The organism is uncultured Kriegella sp., assembly GCF_963975415.1.
Classification (GTDB): domain Bacteria; phylum Bacteroidota; class Bacteroidia; order Flavobacteriales; family Flavobacteriaceae; genus Kriegella.
Window position 1 is genome coordinate 97,556 of the sequence record NZ_CAXBGN010000001.1, and the last position, 15,732, is coordinate 113,287.

Consider the following 15,732-nt stretch of genomic DNA (forward strand, 5'->3'; position numbering starts at 1 on the left):
TCTGCAATAAACTTCTACTGCACTCCCAATATTATTCTATGTTTTACCTTGATTGATAAAGGTAATCCTTAATATTGAGGCGAAAATTGACAATCCTAATTCTTCATGGGTAAACCACGGAATACGACACTCATCATACTTGCTTTTTTTTCAATTTATGTAATTTGGGGGTCCACCTATCTTTTGAACAAAATAGCTGTTACCGAATTGCCACCATTTATGTTGGCTTCAGTTCGTTTTGGTATCGCGGGCTTGCTCATCTTCGTTTTGGCGAAGTTTATGGGAATAGATATATCCATAACAAAAAAACAATGGATAAATACGACCAAAGCGGGATTTCTGTTTCTGGCATTCGGCAATGGCACTGTGGTTTGGGCGCTAAAATACGTTGATAGCGGATTTGCGGCTCTAGAAGTCTCGGCACAACCGCTCGTAGTACTTTTATTAATGCGTGTTTTGGAAGGCAAAAAAATTCAACCAATGTCCATTATCGGTGTTATTTTGGGTATTCTTGGCATCTATTTATTGGTGAGTCAGAAGCAGGTTATCGACCAAGAAAATTCAGTTCTCGGTATGTCGATGATTTTTTTGGCAATGTTGAGTTGGGCCTATGGAAGTCTCTTTGTTGCTAAAGCCAATTTACCCTCTAACTACTTTGTGAATACCGGATATCAAATGGTCATGGGTGGTATTATATTGCTGTTGGCTAGCCTACTTTTTGGAGAAACGTGGTCACCACCCACAACTTGGGATGCGCCAGTACAACTCGCCTTATTATTATTGATTTTTTTCGGGAGTATTGTGGCCTTTACGTCGTTTAACTACTTATTAAAAGTTGTTTCGCCCGAAAAAGTAGCGACCTCTACGTACGTGAATCCTATTGTGGCATTGGCCTTGGGCTGGTATTTTTTAAACGAACAGATTACCACCCAATCAATTATTGCCGCCATCATTTTGTTGACAGGTGTTTACTTTATCAATACCAAGAAAAAATTGATGCTCTTCTCAAGGTTTAGAAAGTGAGGAGATACACACTACTTACCTTTGCTAACATACTTTAAAAAACATTTGATTGATCAAGGTGCCGGTAAAGTCCTTTGAAAAGTAAAATTGTTTTAATTTCTTATAAACTGTATTTTAGGAGAAAATATGATGATTTTTCAGTTTTATTAATACTAAACACTTTGTATATATGGGATCACGAAGAGATTTTATTGAAAAAATTACGGTTACGGCTTTGAGTGCACCAATACTCTTTAACTCCACGAGTCTTTTTGCAGCTTCCGATGAAGTTTATGATGGTCCTATACTACGTGTTGCCATCATGGGTCTTGGTAGCTACGGTACTAGGGTCGCCAAAGCAATGAAAACCTCAAAACGGGCAAAACTAGTAGGTGTTATTAGCGGCACGCCTTCAAAAGTTGTTGATTGGCAGGCTACCTATAATATTCCCGAAAAGAATTGTTATAACTATGACAATTTTGATGCGATTAAAAATAACCCCGATATTGATGCGGTGTATGTTATTACGCCTAATGCTTTGCATCGTGATCAAGTCATACGGGTTGCCAAAGCCGGAAAACATGCAATCTGTGAAAAGCCCATGGCCATAAATGCGAAAGATGGAGAAGAAATGGTTAAAGCCTGTAAAGCTGCGAACGTAAAATTGTTAGTAGGATATCGGATGCATTTTGAACCGAACACCCTTGAGGTCATTCGCATGAGAAAAGCTGGGGAGTTCGGTGAGATTAAATTTTTCCAAGGCCAATCCGGTTTTAGGATTGGAGATCCCACACAATGGCGATTGAACAAAGAATTGGCCGGAGGTGGTGCCATGATGGATATCGGTATATATTCCATCAATGGCGCGCGATATATGGTGGGAGAAGAACCTATTTGGGTAACTGCCCAAGAAACCAAGACCGATCCCGTGAAATTCAAAGAAGGAGTTGATGAAACAATTCAATTTCAAATGGGTTTCCCAAGTGGTGCCGTCGCATCATGCCTTTCTACGTATGCTGTAAGCCATCTTGATCGATTTTATCTTAATGGTATTGATGGGTTTGCTGAAATGCAACCGTCAACCGGGTATGGCCCTATTAAAGGGCGTACACATAAAGGCCCCTTGACCGAACCAATTGTGACGCATCAAACCGTTCAAATGGATGAGATGGCAAAAATTATACTAGAAAATAAGCAACCTGAAGTGCCCGTTGATGGAAATGAGGGAGTTAGGGATTTAAAGATTATCGATGCTATTTATGAAGCGATAAAAACCGGGAAAAAGGTCACGCTATAAACGATTGCTTAATTATCGTCGCTAAAGTCTCTAAATATTCAATCTAAATAGCTATGAAATACGCTTTATCAATTATATGGTTAGCTACTATAATACTGGGTTGTAACCCTACAACTAGCGTTAGTCTTTTTAACGGAAAAGACTTGCATGGTTGGCATGTTGATGTACCGAAAATGGATACCGTTCCTGAGGCCATTAATCCTTTTATCATACGTGATGGAATGTTGGTCAGTCTTGGCACCCCTCAAGGACATCTTATCACGGATGCGAATTACCACGATTTTCGTTTGAATGTAGAGTACCGTTTTGCAGGGGAGCCTGGTAATTGCGGGGTTTTGGTATTTGCGTCAACCCCGAGATCTTTGTACAAAATGTTTCCAAAATCAATCGAAGTACAAATGATGCATAAAAATGCAGGAGACTTTTGGTGCATTGTTCAAGATATTACCACGGAAAATATGTTAGAACGAAGAGGCCCCAAACGAGAGTGGGGTATAACCGAGGGGAAAAAGCGTAGAATCAAGAACCTAACCGATGATTCTGAAAACCCATTAGGAGAGTGGAACTCAATGACTATTGAGTGCCTAGGTAACAAAATAAAAGTTTGGTTAAACGGTGACTTGGTAAACTATGGTTACGATGCCACGGCCAGTAGCGGGCAGATTGCATTACAAGCTGAAGGAGCCGAAGTTGAATTTCGAAAGGTAATGCTTACCCCAATTACAGAGCTAAGCGATATGGCACAAGAGTGATGCTTTATTTTTTATGGTATAGCAAAGAATTCAATATAATTATAATAAATCGGGTAATATAAAAGAAGTTTTATGAGCGATAAATTTAAAAACGACACCTCTATTTCTAATCGCAGAACATTTATAAAAAAATCGGGAATTGCGCTTGTCGGCGGTTCATTGGCATATTCGACCGGTGCATTCGGAGCGATTTCCGCAACAAATCCTTCGGTTATTAAAGTAGGCTTAATAGGTTGTGGCGGAAGGGGTACAGGCGCTGCATCGCAGGCACTTCGAGCTGACCCAAACGTTATTCTTACGGCAATGGGCGACGTTTTTGAAGACCGCCTCGAAACCTCGTATAGCGAACTTGTCAAAATAGTTGGTGATAAAGTCAAAGTAGATAAAAAGCATAGGTTTATCGGGTTTGATGCCTATAAAAAAGTTATTGCTTCCGATGTTGATGTGGTTTTATTAACGACTCCTCCAGCCTTTAGACCAGATCATTTACAAGCGGCGGTAAATGCCGGGAAGCACATTTTTTGTGAGAAGCCGATGGCGGTAGACGCTCCTGGGGTTAGAAAAGTTTTAGCTGCCGTAAAAAAGGCCAAGGAAAAAGAATTGGCGTTGGTAGCAGGCTTCTGTTTTCGCTATGACTTTCCGAATATGGCGATTATGGATCGTATTCTAAAAGGGGAAATAGGTGAAATCAAGGGTATATCGACTTTTCGCCATGGGGGGGAAGCTTGGTATAAAGAGCGGCAACCAGATTGGACCCAAATGACCTATCAAATGCATAATTGGTACTATCAAAATTGGTTGTCGGGCGATTTTATAGTAGAACAGGCAGTACATAGTTTAGACCTTATGTCATGGGCCATGGGCGATGTTATGCCGATTAGTGCTACGGGAAGCGGCGGAAGACAAGTGCGCACCGATGAAAAATACGGTAATATCTTTGATCATTTTGCCGTTGAATTCGAATACCCGAACGGGGCAAAGGGCTATCACTTCACAAGACAACAGGCCCAAACTTCCCACAGGAATAGTGTGGATGTCTTTGGAAGCGACGGAAGTGCTAAAATAAACATAGGAAGGCAATATGAGATAAGTGGAAAAACGAACTGGAGTTATAGGGGAGAAAAGAACGATATGTTTCAAACGGAGCACGATGAACTTTTTGCTTCGATAAGAAACGGAACCCCCATCAACGATGGGGTTCGAATGGCAAATAGTACCATGCTTGCCATTTGGGGAAGAATGGTTGGTTATACCGGGCAGACCATCACCTGGGACGAGGCTTTTAATTCGGAGGAAACCTTAGGGCCTAAAATTGAGGCATATGACTGGAACCTGAATTGGCCTATGCCACCGGTAGCCGTGCCCGGAAAAACGAAATTAATTTAGCGCAGGTGTTCGTATGATAAAATGTAACTCTTTTCTGCTTCTATTTTTCGGTGCAGCACTTTCTTTTTATATAAACGGTCAGGACACTGCACTGACTTTTGGGACCGAAACGACGATAGACGGATTGATTTCAAAAAATAATGAAGGGAAACCTATAGAATGGATAAATGTCAATACCGATCACGATACGTGGAGAACCGAGAATGGTATGTTAGTCTGCAAAGGAAATCCAATTGGAGTTATGCGTTCTGCCAAACAGTATGAGAATTTTATACTGCAAGTAGACTGGCGCCATATGGAAGCCGGTGGAAATTCAGGCGTTTTTGTGTGGAGCGACGCAAAACCCGACGAGAAATCACGTCTACCTGGCGGTGTTGAAGTACAAATGCTCGAGCTTGATTGGGTAAATCAAAATATTCGAGATGGGGTAAAACCACCAATAGCTTATGTTCATGGTGAACTTTTTGGTGTTGGTGGTGTTAAAACAATTCCTGACACTCCTAGGGGAACACGGAGCAAATCGATTGAAAACCGGGCCAAGGGTAAAGGTCAATGGAATACGTATAAAGTCATTTGTGTTGACGGAACGATTAAACTTTCGGTGAACGGTAAATTTGTGAACGGTATCAGTAAATCTACCATAAAGAAAGGTTACCTCTGTTTGGAATCCGAAGGTGCAGAAATCCATTTTAGGAATTTTACGCTTATCGAATTACCGCCAGGGGTAACCTCTGAAAGTCAGATGGCCAAGGAAATTAAATAAAATCAGGCCAGTATTCCACTATTTTTTTTCGAAGAAAAGATACACTTCGTTCCAATTGATCCATGCCGTCAACACCATCTTCGATACTGATCCATCCATCGAACCCGACCCGTTTTAATTCTTTAAAAATAGCATCATAGTCATTGAGTCCTTTTCCAATTTCACCATGGCTCAGTCTTTTTGCATATCCCAGGGCTCCACCTTCTTCCTTTCTTAGATCTTCAATGGTACCTTCTTTCAAATAACGGTCACTTGCATGCATGCTGACTACACGGTCTGACACCCTGTAGAGAAGTTCCAACGGGTCTTCGCCGGCCAAGAAAGTATTGCTCGGATCGTAGTTGACCCCAAAATTCGGATGTTCGATCCGTTCAACCAATTTGCAAAAAATATCCATTTGCTGAGCAAATTCCGGATACTCCCAAAAATCATCCTTATAATGGTTTTCTAAAATTAGGGTAATACCCAGTTCCTCAGCCAAGGGCAAGCAAGCTTTAATACATTCGGCGGCAAGATCGATGCCTTCTTCTTCTGTAAGTTCAGGTCGCCTTTGTCCTGATAAAACCCGACAGTATGATCCACCAAGTATATGGGTCATCTTGATCCAACCTTTTTGTTTTGCTATTTCCTTTTCTCGGAAAGCCGCATCGGGATGCGTAAAATCTGGAGAACAGCAAAGCATCGGTATTACTTTGCCATGACCTTCCACTTCTTTTCGAAAAGCAGACCAATTTTTGGTATCGGCCATTTCTAGAAAACCGGCATACCACTCAAGGCCATCAACTTCCAATTTGACGGCTAAATCTATCCATTCGGAAACTTTCATTGTTCCATCCTTACAAAGTTCCTGCATAAAGGCTTTGGGGAATACTGCTAATTTTGGCATATGCTAATTTATTGATTAAAGGAGGATGTTAATTTTAGAACATCCTCCGTAATGTTTGTGTTTTTTAAAATTCTGATTTTTTGATGCGGACTATTTTTTGGTGCGTGTACTCCAAGCAAAATCGTGTGATCCGTCCCATTCTTTGGGAAGGTTACGCCCAATCATAGGAAATTGCTCTAAATCCATCACCTGACCACTTACTGGTCCGCATTCATCGGAAAGCAGGTACAATGCCGAAGCGGCTATTTCTTTAGGAGAAAAAATACGCTGCGCCGGTGCAAAGATATTGGGCAGATCTTTGTACCAATCTTCTACCATGCCTTGCTTTTTTTTATCGGCCATCTCCCGTTCTGTCAAAACCCACCCCGGATTAATTTGGTTTACACGCACCCCTTTGTCCCGAAAGAGGCTATCACCTATATTACGGGTCATCGTCATCAGCGCTCCCTTCGACATGCTATAAGCCAACAAACCAGGTTCTCCACCCCATGCATTTATCGATCCAATATTGAGCACACAACCTTGAACAGGTATCAAATAGGGTAGGGCACATTGAATAATTTCCAAGGGAGCTATGGCATTAACAGCCATCACCTTATGCATCAATTCGGTACTGGTCGATTCTATGTTTGATGGGGGCACCATTGCTGCGTTGTTTACCACGGCATTCAACTGTCCGAAAGTGTCAATTGCTTTCTTAACCAGTAATTCTGGGGTGCCTGGTTGTGCAATGTCACCTGTAATCGCCACTGCATTATCGGCACCTAGTTCCGATAATACAGATTTTCCCTGTTCATCTTCGAGTCCGTTAAGAACCACCTTGGCACCTTCATTTATACAGGCTTTGGCAATGGCTAGGCCAATGCCCGTGTAGGATCCCGTAACAAGAATGACTTTGTTATTTAAACGCATAGTACATCAGTTGGGTGTTAGTACACTTTTGACTACATTACCTGAATGCATCTCCTCAAAAGCTTGATGCCAATCGGAAAGGTTCCATACGCCACCAATTATAGGTCTAACATCGAGATTGCCCGAGGCTAAAAGCGACAACACTTTTTCCCAAATGGGCCAATTATGGCTAAAACTTCCTTGCAACCGCACATTTTTCTGAACCAAAGGGTCTAATGAGAAATTAAGCGGTTGCGGACCCCAGCCTACTTTCGTAATTTGCCCGTTAGGTCGAACAAGTTGCAAGGCCATCTTTAATGTGGCACTGACACCGGCAGCATCGATAACACAATCTACCCCAAGACCATCTTGTTGTTTGGCCCATTCTGAAGCATCGCCTACAATAGTTTCACAACCGTATTGTTGCGCTATGGCTAACCTGCCACGATCCGCTTCCAACCCGACAACGACAACGGTAGCCCCGCAGAGTTTGGCCATGGCAGCACATAAAATTCCAATGGTTCCGGGACCCAGAACCATTACACGGTCTCCCGGTCGAATCTGTGAATTGACCACTACTGCATTGTAGGCAACAGAACAAGGTTCTGTTAAACAAGCCTGCTCGAAAGGTAAGGTTTCCGGTACTTTATGAAGACATCGGGCAGGTACCCTAACAAATTTGGTCATCGCTCCATTCACCCCATACCCAAAACCTTTTCTGGTAGGATCGAGATTGTAAAGACCTTGTTTTGAAAGCGGATTATTTTGATCTATAACGGCAGCAGTTTCGCTGACAACCCTATCACCTTCCTTCCAGCCAACAACATTCGACCCAAGTTCTGCAATGTGCCCACCAAACTCATGCCCCAAAACAACAGGGTAGTTAACAGGCCAACTATGGTCTGCGGTCCATTGATGTAGGTCGCTACCGCAAACACCAACATTGGCAACTTCCAATAAAACATCATCCTGTCCTATCGATGGTTTCTCTATTTCTCGAATTTCGACACTTCCTTTTTCGGGAGCGAAATTAACAACAGCAATTGATTTCATTAGTTATAATTTAAACGTTATTAAATTTCTCCGTAGGCATGAATTTTTTCACATATAAGTCGTAAAGATCCTTCAAGATCACCATCGGCGGTCTTAAAAGAATCAGCATCTATAGTCAATGGTGCTCCAAGAACCACCAATGGCGCTCCAAATTCAGGGCAGCGAACAGCTTGCTCTAAAGTTAGGCCACCAACCGCTTGCACAGGAACATTGACGGCGTCGACCACTTCTTTCAATTGATCCATCGGACTCGGCATTTGTAATCCTTGCGCGGCAATACCCCTACGCTCATCGTAACCAATATGGTGTATCACATAATCACACCCTAAATTTTCGAGTCTTTTTGCGCCTTCGACCATATCAGGACAGCCCAAATTATCGCCCATTACTTTTACCCCGTAATCGGCACCCGCCTGTACGACTACTTTTATGGTTTCTTCGTGCGCACGCGCCATCACTACAACATGCGTGGCGCCGGCTTTGGCCATCATTTCTGCTTCCAAGTAGCCACCATCCATAGTTTTAAGATCTGCAACAATAGGTATTTCAGGAAAAGCTTCCCGAAGTTTACGTACCCCGTGTAAACCTTCTGCCAGAATTAACGGGGTTCCGGCCTCGAGCCAATCTACCCCTGCACGCAAGGCAAGTGCAGCAGTTTCTAGGGCTTCGTCGATATTGGTAAGATCTAAAGAAATTTGTACAATGGGTTTCATAGGCAAACAATGTTTTTTTTAGTTTTTACTCCAATTATATATGTTCTAAAATGTGCGCTAAATATAGGTATTTCCCGAAATTGAAATGGTCAATATTCCATTAGAAAAGTACCAAATGTTTGATAATATCAGTGTTTTAATGGCTACAATTATGAAAATACACTGTAAAATTAACAAAATCATAATTTGAATGATATTATCTTAGAGGTATGAAATATAAATCAATAGGCTTATCGGTATTGCTATTTACTTTGAATTTCTTGATTGCATTTTCACAGTACAATGAACAAGACTGGGAAGAACGCGATCTTTGGATGAAGGTCCCTGAGTTAATAAAATTGGCAGCAATAGAAAATGGCGATCAAGTTGCCGATATTGGATGTCATGAGGGATATTTTAGCTTTCATCTTTCAAAAAAAGTGGGGGCCTCAGGAAAATTTATGCTGTTGATATTGTCGAGTACCGGCTTACGGAGTTGAAAAAACACATTAGCGATCGAAATGTGACTAATATCGAAGTGGTTCTTGGAGATGCCGATAATCCGAAATTACCAAAAGGTTCACTTGATGCCGTGATTGTAATGGATACATATCATGAAATGGAAGATTATATAAAAATACTGGGGCATATTAAAGCCGCCTTAAAACCTGATGGCCGTTTATTGATTTTGGAAAAATTAAAAGCACATAAAATTGGTAAAACTAGAGCAGAACAAACGGCAGCCCATACCTTATCAGCCGATTATGTGAAAGAAGATTTGGTAAAAGCCGGGTTTTTAGTACTTAAAGAAAGTAATGATTTCGGCTATTGGAAGAAAGAGACCGATAAGCAAATGTGGGTTTTGGTCGCGGCAACAGTACCAGAATAATTCCATTCTTCTGTTAGTATCGCATTAAGATCTACCTTAACACGTACCTATTTCGTTTTGCCCTGGCTTACCGATCAATTCTTGCAACAGCTTTCAAGTTCGATTCCCCCATTGAACTTTATGAAATTAAAGAAATATCATAATTTTTCCTTTAATTTTCGTTCAACCATTTGATAGCCCGTACCTTTGCTGTCATTTATTAAGGTAAAATCAGTAAAATTAGATTTATGAGTAAAGTGAAGGAGAATGATACGGTAAAGGTTCATTACACAGGAAAACTGAATAATGGTCAAATCTTCGATAGTTCTGTAGACAGAGAGCCCCTTGAAGTAACTTTGGGTCAAGGTGGTTTGATTCCAGGTTTTGAAAAGGGTTTGGTAGATATGGAAGTGAACGAAAAAAAGACCGTGGTCATACCTAAGACAGAGGCATACGGCGAAGTTCAAAAAGAATTGTTTCAAAAAGTAAATAAGGAAGAGTTGCCAGACACTATTCAACCTGAAGTAGGTATGGGGCTCGTTGCAAAAAATGCAGATGGAACAGAACGTGAACTACGGGTTGCCGAAGTAAACGATGATCATATTGTTATTGATGCCAACCATCCTTTGGCCGGGCACGACTTGACTTTTGATTTAGAACTCGTCGCTATAAAATAATAGGACCGCTACTTGTTGGTCAAAATAGATAGGAATAGCTCAACGGAACGTTGGGCTATTTTTTTATTATAAATTTTCTCCAGACATATCCAATGGCACAACAATACCAGGGCGCAAGTCATTCAAGTAGATGCTGCCTATTCTTGTTCGAACTAAACGCAACGTAGGAAATCCCACCGCTGCGGTCATTTTACGTACTTGTCGAAACTTACCCTCGGTAAGGGTTATACTGATCCAAGAACTGGGTCGATGTTTGCCGATCCGTAATTTTTTATTTGCTGCGGTAAACGCCGGATTTTTCAAAAGCGGTTTAACAATACACGGCTTTGTCCGATATTTTTTACCAGAAAATCCGATTTCGACTCCTCCTTGCAATTTTTCAATGGCGTTTTTGGTAATTACGCCATCGAGTTGTGCATAATATTCCTTTTCAACGCCAGATCTATTTACGGTATCACTTAATTTTCCGTCGCTCGTTATCAGAAGTAGGCCTTCCGATTTCTCATCAAGTCGCCCTATGGGCATGCTGCCCTTCGGAAAATCGAAGAGCTCATTTAGAAACCTTTTATTTCGAACCTCTTTGGGGTCGTTAGATTTCAATTGACTGAGCATCCCAAAGGGTTTATGGATCTTAAAATGTAAATGCTTTTCTTCTTTCATAAAACATATAAAACCATAAAAAAGATAAATTATTAACCCGTTTTATTCTTACGGTTTTAATAACATGGCAATGGACGCAAAAAATTATCTCACATGAATATTGTAATACTTTTTTGACAGAAACAAATATAATATTGTCTTTTTTGTGCTGTATGACATACATTCTTTGATACAATTTTCCTATCTTTATGGTATACTCCCTAATTTCCCCTATAATACGAATTATTTGTATTAAAATGAATATGACGGATACTGATAAAGCTGTTGAAGTTTGCAAACGCATTCTTAATAGGTCTTCGGATATTGTTTTCTTTATAGATAATCGAGGGTTTGTTTCTTGGGCAAACATCATTGGTGGGGAATTTAAAATGCAATTATCGGCCAATATTTTTATCGAAACGATTCATATTGATGACCGAGAGAATGCTCGAGATATATTGGAGGAGGTAATGGGGAGTGGTAATGGAGATGCGAAATGTGTTTGTAGACATATACTTCAAAATGGCACAACTGTGGTGTTGGAGTGGACGTTTTCAGCATTGGCCGACACTGAACTATTAAGTTGTTTGGCAAAAGAAAAAAAGGGAACCACTAAGGAAGAAGAGAAAGTTTTTCGGTTAGAGCATTTGGAAAATGAGATAATGGCCCATGCTATGGAAACTATGCCCAATACCATGGGTGTTTTTAATAAGTATGTTGAAGGTATTGAAAAGATTTTCCCTGATTTAAAAGCCTCCATTTTAATAGTTGACAATGGAAGGTTAAGAAATTTAGCTTCGCCAGGATTACCCAAAGCCTACATTAACCTTGTAAATGGACTGCCTATTGGCCCCAAGGTTGGCTCTTGTGGTACAGCTGCTTTTCTTAAAAAACGAATTATAGTTGAAGATATAGCCACAGACCCATTATGGGAAGATACCAAGAATGTAGCACTTCCTTTTGGGCTTAGGGCTTGTTGGTCACAACCGATATTGAATTCAAAAAAGGAAGTTATTGCGACTTTTGCCAATTATTATCTAACCATACGTAAACCCACTAAAAAGGAATTGAGAATTTTTGAAAGGCTGGCTTCACTCATTGGTATCATCCTAGAAAATCATAGAAATAATAAAAAGCTATCTTCAAATAGCGAATTGTTCAACTATGTAAATTTAGCCACAAATGATGCCATATATGATTGGGATTTGAAGAAAGATGACTTTAAATGTGGGCATAGCTTTACTCGACTGTTCGGTCACGAAGTGAATGGGCAATCGTATTCAATTTCGAAGTGGACTGCATTTATACATCCAGATGACCTTTTACATAACCGAAGTGAATTTTTGGTGTTTTCTAAAAATCCAAAGGCAAAACGGTGGGCCATCAATTATCGTTTTATGAAAAAGAACGGCATGTATGCCTATGTTGAGGAAATGGCTTATGCCGTTCGGGATAAAAAAGGGGAAATTGTAAGAATGATAGGAGTTTTAAGTGATATCACCGAAAAATTAAATTATATTGAAACGGTCGAAGAACAAAATAGACGCCTTAAGGAAATTGCATGGGAGCAATCTCATTCCGTTCGGGCTCCCGTTGCTCGATTAATGTGGATTATCGACTTGATCAGAACTGAGGAACTAACGGAAGAAGAAAAAAAAATACTTTTGGCAAGTATGCTTTCGTCGGCAGAGGAAATCGATACGATTATTCGAAGTATTACGGAAAAAACATACAAATTGAAGCAAGAGACCAAAAATGTATAATTAAATATCTGAGGGCTTTCATGAATATTAGTTGAAGCCAATTTTACCCAATGCCTTGTGGCTAACTTCAATTGCCTCTAATGGCTGCATCGTAAAAGTTTTGTCTTGTTCGACCATATAATATTTCATTCCCGACAGTTTTTTGTGGGATAAAATTCTTTTAAAGTCAATGTTTCCGTTGCCAACAGGAGCAAATCGGCCTTGATCATCCATATCTTTTACGTGCCATATCTTAAAACGGCCCGGGTATTTTTCAAAATACTTTACGGGATCTGCGCCAGCTTTGGTTACCCAGTAGAGATCCATTTGAAAATTGACAAATTTAGGGTCTGTGTGCTCCAACAAATAGTCAATCGGTACAATACCCTCTTTGTCTTTTTTAAATTCAAAATCATGATTATGATATAGTAATTTCAAACCTGCCGCTTTACACTTTTTTCCAATACTATTAATTATGTTGGCCAAATTGGCAGCGCCACCCGTCATGCCCATAGATTGACTGGCTTGATCATACTTGAAAAGTCCCATTGGGGGTATCGGAATAACAAAATACTTAAATCCAGCGGCTTTAACATCAGCAATCATGGCGTCAGCATTAGCCAAAGTAACCGTAGCTTGATGAGAACTTATTGGTCGAAGATCTAGTTCTTTCAGCAGTTTTTTGAAATCTGAAGGAGCCATATCATAAAACTTGCCATCTGCATACCCAGCGGCTTCAATATTCTTATAATTTGCCTCCGATACGGCTTGTAATGTAGCCCTGACATTGGTTCCCATATCATCACGAACCGTATAAAGCGCAAGCCCTCCAAATTTCTTTTGGGCCTCGCCTGTAAATGGTGCAACTATAAAAAACAGTGCAATTACGAATCTTGTTATGGTATGGTACATCGAATTATTTCATTGTGTTAAGTGTCAAAAATAGCGAATACCTGCAAACTTATTGGACTATAGTAAGAAATGTAAAGGTCTGAATGGTTTTATGGTCTGTTCGGATGTTTGAAATAAACACTTTCTTCTACTAGTCTATACATCAAAACAAATTCTCTTTATTCCTATACTGGTAAAAGATGGCTTATAAACTTTAGTAAAATTTTAAAAAGCCGTTATTGGGAATATGTTTAACTTAAAGGTAATTAAAAAATAAATGATGATGAAAACAAACGTATTGCTATTGTTTATGACCATGGTGTTTTTAGCCTGTGGGTCACATTCAAACAAGACAGTAGCTCGGGCGCAAAGTCGACAATTAGATGATTTAGTCGCCACGAAATCATTTGAGATTGTAAGCGATTGGGCCTCCCCGATGGGTACTACTAGTATGAACAACGTTATCAATTCAGGCTTGTTGGGCCCTGGAAACAACGCAGGTCATATCAACTTAATAGGAAATTCGAATTATTTGCGTGTAGAAGGTGACAGCGTATCAGCCTATTTACCCTATTTTGGTGAACGACAAATGGGCGGTGGGTATGATAGCGACGGTGGCAATATACAGTTCGAAGGTGTGCCTGAAGATTATGAAATCAAGCAAGACGAACAAACAAAGCGTTACGAAATAAGCTTCAAGATAAACAGAAAGATAGAAAGCTTTACAGTTCGGGCAACTCTAATGCCGAACTTATCAAGTACAGTCAACATTACTAGTTCACAGCGATTTCCTATACGTTATCGCGGAAACGTCTCTGAAATTTCGAAAAAGTAGTGAACACTTATTTATCGGGCAAAATTTTTGATTTTTTTAGTAGTGCCTTCATTAAGATTTTAATACATTTTACGACCAAATGGTCATTCCAATTAATTGGGCATACTTATGACGAAACAACATACAAAAATTCCATATTCCATATTAGAGTTAGCCACAGTGGGAGAGGGGGCCAAACTAACCGATGTCTATAGAGATAGCCTTAATTTGGCGCAGAAGGCTGAAGAAATGGGGTATTCTCGGTTTTGGTTGGCAGAGCATCACAATATGGTTAGTATTGCTAGCTCAGCTACCTCTGTATTGATGGGCTATATTGCAGGAGGTACTCGAAGTATACGTGTAGGATCGGGAGGTATTATGTTGCCCAACCATTCGCCCTTGCTCATCGCCGAGCAATTCGGAACACTTGGATCCTTATACCCTAAGCGTATTGATTTGGGTTTGGGAAGAGCCCCGGGGACCGATCAACTCACGGCACAGGCAATTCGGCCAGATCGAATGCAGGCCGTATACGACTTTCCAGAAGAAGTTGGGAAAATTCAACAATATTTTTCCCATGAAAATCGAAACGCCAAAGTCAGGGCTACGGTTGCAGAGGGCGTAGACGTACCGATATACATATTAGGATCAAGTACTGATAGTGCGCACTTGGCAGCCAGAAAAGGACTCCCTTATGTTTTCGCAAGTCATTTTGCACCTACCCATTTATTTGAGGCTTTGAATATTTATTATAACAATTTTGAGCCTTCTACATATTTAGAAGCTCCTTATACCATGGGTTGTATCAACGTAATTGCAGCCGATACTGATGTTGAAGCCGAGCGCATATCGACTTCTATGCTCCGTTTGATGTTGGGGGTGATGACCGGTAAATTAGATTATCTTAAGGCTCCCATCGATATGACGCCACAACTACGACAAATTTCTAAAGAACCTGCTTTTCAACGAATGCTAAAATATGCCTTTGTAGGAAGTAAAGAAACGGTACGTCAAAAAACGGTGTCTTTTTTACAAGAAACAGGGGTTAATGAAATTATGGCTGTTTCCCATATCTATAACCCTGATGAGCGAATCAAATCTTTCCAAATTTTTTCTGAAATAATGAAGGAAAATATAAGCGAACACCAGTCCATTTCACTTCAATAAAACATATCTAATCCATAACAATATTCTTTTTTTGGGATAAAGGGATAAGAATATCCTCACAAACCGGAATAAAAAGATAATTTAAGTGTAACCATAACATTTTATCGATAAGCCCCATAATTTATGGTGGAATAGTGGATTTTACAGGTCGTAAAACGGCCAAGATTAAATAGAAAAAAAAGAATATTTTGTTTTTTTATTTGAAATCTATA

The 15,732-nt window shown here is 40.2% G+C and carries 17 protein-coding genes; 11 read left to right on the forward strand and 6 right to left on the reverse strand.

What is annotated here, in order from left to right; translation table 11 throughout:
* Positions 1-105 precede the first annotated feature (105 nt).
* The 5 genes from AACZ88_RS00385 to AACZ88_RS00405 all read left to right on the forward strand — a co-directional run bounded on the left by AACZ88_RS00385 (position 106) and on the right by AACZ88_RS00405 (position 5,200).
* Positions 106-1,023 carry an EamA family transporter gene (locus AACZ88_RS00385; RefSeq protein WP_339704525.1) on the forward strand — a complete coding sequence of 306 codons (918 nt, stop codon included), beginning with the start codon at positions 106-108 and terminating at the stop codon, positions 1,021-1,023.
* A 169-nt stretch (positions 1,024-1,192) separates the two neighbouring features.
* On the forward strand, positions 1,193-2,299 hold the full coding sequence (locus AACZ88_RS00390) for a Gfo/Idh/MocA family oxidoreductase (RefSeq protein ID WP_339704528.1): 1,107 nt from the start codon (positions 1,193-1,195) through the stop codon (positions 2,297-2,299).
* Positions 2,300-2,352: 53 nt separating this feature from the next.
* Complete coding sequence (locus AACZ88_RS00395; protein WP_339704531.1) at positions 2,353-3,051, forward strand: DUF1080 domain-containing protein; 699 nt, start codon at positions 2,353-2,355, stop codon at positions 3,049-3,051.
* 72 nt (positions 3,052-3,123) lie between these two features.
* Entirely contained in the window at positions 3,124-4,437 is a 1,314-nt protein-coding gene (locus AACZ88_RS00400; protein ID WP_339704534.1) for a Gfo/Idh/MocA family oxidoreductase, read from the forward strand.
* Between the two features lie 13 nt (positions 4,438-4,450).
* Positions 4,451-5,200, forward strand: coding sequence for a DUF1080 domain-containing protein (locus AACZ88_RS00405; protein ID WP_339704537.1), 750 nt, complete (start codon positions 4,451-4,453; stop codon positions 5,198-5,200).
* Here AACZ88_RS00405 and AACZ88_RS00410 read toward each other — a convergent pair.
* The 4 genes from AACZ88_RS00410 to AACZ88_RS00425 all read right to left on the reverse strand — a co-directional run bounded on the left by AACZ88_RS00410 (position 5,193) and on the right by AACZ88_RS00425 (position 8,743).
* Positions 5,193-6,086 (reverse strand): sugar phosphate isomerase/epimerase family protein, encoded by an 894-nt coding sequence (locus tag AACZ88_RS00410; protein WP_339704540.1) that lies wholly within the window; start codon positions 6,084-6,086, stop codon positions 5,193-5,195. The genes AACZ88_RS00405 and AACZ88_RS00410 overlap by 8 nt on opposite strands.
* A 90-nt stretch (positions 6,087-6,176) precedes the next feature.
* Positions 6,177-6,998, reverse strand: coding sequence for an SDR family oxidoreductase (locus tag AACZ88_RS00415; protein WP_339704543.1), 822 nt, complete (start codon positions 6,996-6,998; stop codon positions 6,177-6,179).
* Between the two features lie 6 nt (positions 6,999-7,004).
* Entirely contained in the window at positions 7,005-8,030 is a 1,026-nt protein-coding gene (locus AACZ88_RS00420) for a zinc-binding dehydrogenase (protein WP_339704546.1), read from the reverse strand.
* A gap of 20 nt (positions 8,031-8,050) precedes the next feature.
* On the reverse strand, positions 8,051-8,743 hold the full coding sequence (locus tag AACZ88_RS00425; RefSeq protein ID WP_339704549.1) for an orotidine 5'-phosphate decarboxylase / HUMPS family protein: 693 nt from the start codon (positions 8,741-8,743) through the stop codon (positions 8,051-8,053).
* Between the two features lie 209 nt (positions 8,744-8,952).
* Here AACZ88_RS00425 and AACZ88_RS00430 point away from each other — a divergent pair, with 209 nt between their 5' ends.
* The 3 genes from AACZ88_RS00430 (at position 8,953) to AACZ88_RS00440 (ending at position 10,267) form a co-directional block, all read left to right on the forward strand.
* Positions 8,953-9,222: a hypothetical protein gene (locus AACZ88_RS00430; RefSeq protein WP_339704552.1), complete on the forward strand. Its 270-nt coding sequence runs from the start codon at positions 8,953-8,955 to the stop codon at positions 9,220-9,222.
* Entirely contained in the window at positions 9,195-9,611 is a 417-nt protein-coding gene (locus tag AACZ88_RS00435) for a class I SAM-dependent methyltransferase (protein WP_339706436.1), read from the forward strand. Before AACZ88_RS00430 ends, AACZ88_RS00435 begins: the two co-directional genes overlap by 28 nt.
* A gap of 227 nt (positions 9,612-9,838) precedes the next feature.
* Positions 9,839-10,267, forward strand: coding sequence for a peptidylprolyl isomerase (locus AACZ88_RS00440; protein WP_339704555.1), 429 nt, complete (start codon positions 9,839-9,841; stop codon positions 10,265-10,267).
* Between the two features lie 66 nt (positions 10,268-10,333).
* Here AACZ88_RS00440 and AACZ88_RS00445 read toward each other — a convergent pair whose 3' ends face one another.
* The gene (locus tag AACZ88_RS00445; protein ID WP_339704558.1) at positions 10,334-10,927 is read right to left on the reverse strand and encodes a pseudouridine synthase; all 594 of its coding nucleotides are present in this window, start codon (positions 10,925-10,927) and stop codon (positions 10,334-10,336) included.
* A gap of 242 nt (positions 10,928-11,169) precedes the next feature.
* Between AACZ88_RS00445 and AACZ88_RS00450 the strand changes: the two genes are divergently transcribed.
* The gene (locus AACZ88_RS00450; protein WP_339704561.1) at positions 11,170-12,669 is read left to right on the forward strand and encodes a PAS domain-containing protein; all 1,500 of its coding nucleotides are present in this window, start codon (positions 11,170-11,172) and stop codon (positions 12,667-12,669) included.
* Positions 12,670-12,696: 27 nt separating this feature from the next.
* On the opposite strand, the gene AACZ88_RS00455 is transcribed toward AACZ88_RS00450, so the two are convergent.
* Complete coding sequence (locus AACZ88_RS00455; protein ID WP_339704564.1) at positions 12,697-13,560, reverse strand: sugar phosphate isomerase/epimerase; 864 nt, start codon at positions 13,558-13,560, stop codon at positions 12,697-12,699.
* A gap of 256 nt (positions 13,561-13,816) precedes the next feature.
* Here AACZ88_RS00455 and AACZ88_RS00460 point away from each other — a divergent pair, with 256 nt between their 5' ends.
* A complete protein-coding gene (locus AACZ88_RS00460; protein WP_339704567.1) occupies positions 13,817-14,374 on the forward strand; it encodes a DUF4251 domain-containing protein in 558 nt (185 codons plus the stop codon).
* A gap of 108 nt (positions 14,375-14,482) precedes the next feature.
* Complete coding sequence (locus tag AACZ88_RS00465; RefSeq protein ID WP_339704570.1) at positions 14,483-15,520, forward strand: LLM class flavin-dependent oxidoreductase; 1,038 nt, start codon at positions 14,483-14,485, stop codon at positions 15,518-15,520.
* Positions 15,521-15,732 lie beyond the last annotated feature (212 nt).

Coding starts and splice junctions, on each gene's coding strand:
- AACZ88_RS00385 (WP_339704525.1), top strand. CDS start 106: ATGGGTAAACCACGGAATACGACACTCATCATACTTGCTTTTTTTTCA.
- AACZ88_RS00390 (WP_339704528.1), top strand. CDS start 1,193: ATGGGATCACGAAGAGATTTTATTGAAAAAATTACGGTTACGGCTTTG.
- AACZ88_RS00395 (WP_339704531.1), top strand. CDS start 2,353: ATGAAATACGCTTTATCAATTATATGGTTAGCTACTATAATACTGGGT.
- AACZ88_RS00400 (WP_339704534.1), top strand. CDS start 3,124: ATGAGCGATAAATTTAAAAACGACACCTCTATTTCTAATCGCAGAACA.
- AACZ88_RS00405 (WP_339704537.1), top strand. CDS start 4,451: ATGATAAAATGTAACTCTTTTCTGCTTCTATTTTTCGGTGCAGCACTT.
- AACZ88_RS00410 (WP_339704540.1), bottom strand. CDS start 6,086: ATGCCAAAATTAGCAGTATTCCCCAAAGCCTTTATGCAGGAACTTTGT.
- AACZ88_RS00415 (WP_339704543.1), bottom strand. CDS start 6,998: ATGCGTTTAAATAACAAAGTCATTCTTGTTACGGGATCCTACACGGGC.
- AACZ88_RS00420 (WP_339704546.1), bottom strand. CDS start 8,030: ATGAAATCAATTGCTGTTGTTAATTTCGCTCCCGAAAAAGGAAGTGTC.
- AACZ88_RS00425 (WP_339704549.1), bottom strand. CDS start 8,743: ATGAAACCCATTGTACAAATTTCTTTAGATCTTACCAATATCGACGAA.
- AACZ88_RS00430 (WP_339704552.1), top strand. CDS start 8,953: ATGAAATATAAATCAATAGGCTTATCGGTATTGCTATTTACTTTGAAT.
- AACZ88_RS00440 (WP_339704555.1), top strand. CDS start 9,839: ATGAGTAAAGTGAAGGAGAATGATACGGTAAAGGTTCATTACACAGGA.
- AACZ88_RS00445 (WP_339704558.1), bottom strand. CDS start 10,927: ATGAAAGAAGAAAAGCATTTACATTTTAAGATCCATAAACCCTTTGGG.
- AACZ88_RS00450 (WP_339704561.1), top strand. CDS start 11,170: ATGACGGATACTGATAAAGCTGTTGAAGTTTGCAAACGCATTCTTAAT.
- AACZ88_RS00455 (WP_339704564.1), bottom strand. CDS start 13,560: ATGTACCATACCATAACAAGATTCGTAATTGCACTGTTTTTTATAGTT.
- AACZ88_RS00460 (WP_339704567.1), top strand. CDS start 13,817: ATGATGATGAAAACAAACGTATTGCTATTGTTTATGACCATGGTGTTT.
- AACZ88_RS00465 (WP_339704570.1), top strand. CDS start 14,483: ATGACGAAACAACATACAAAAATTCCATATTCCATATTAGAGTTAGCC.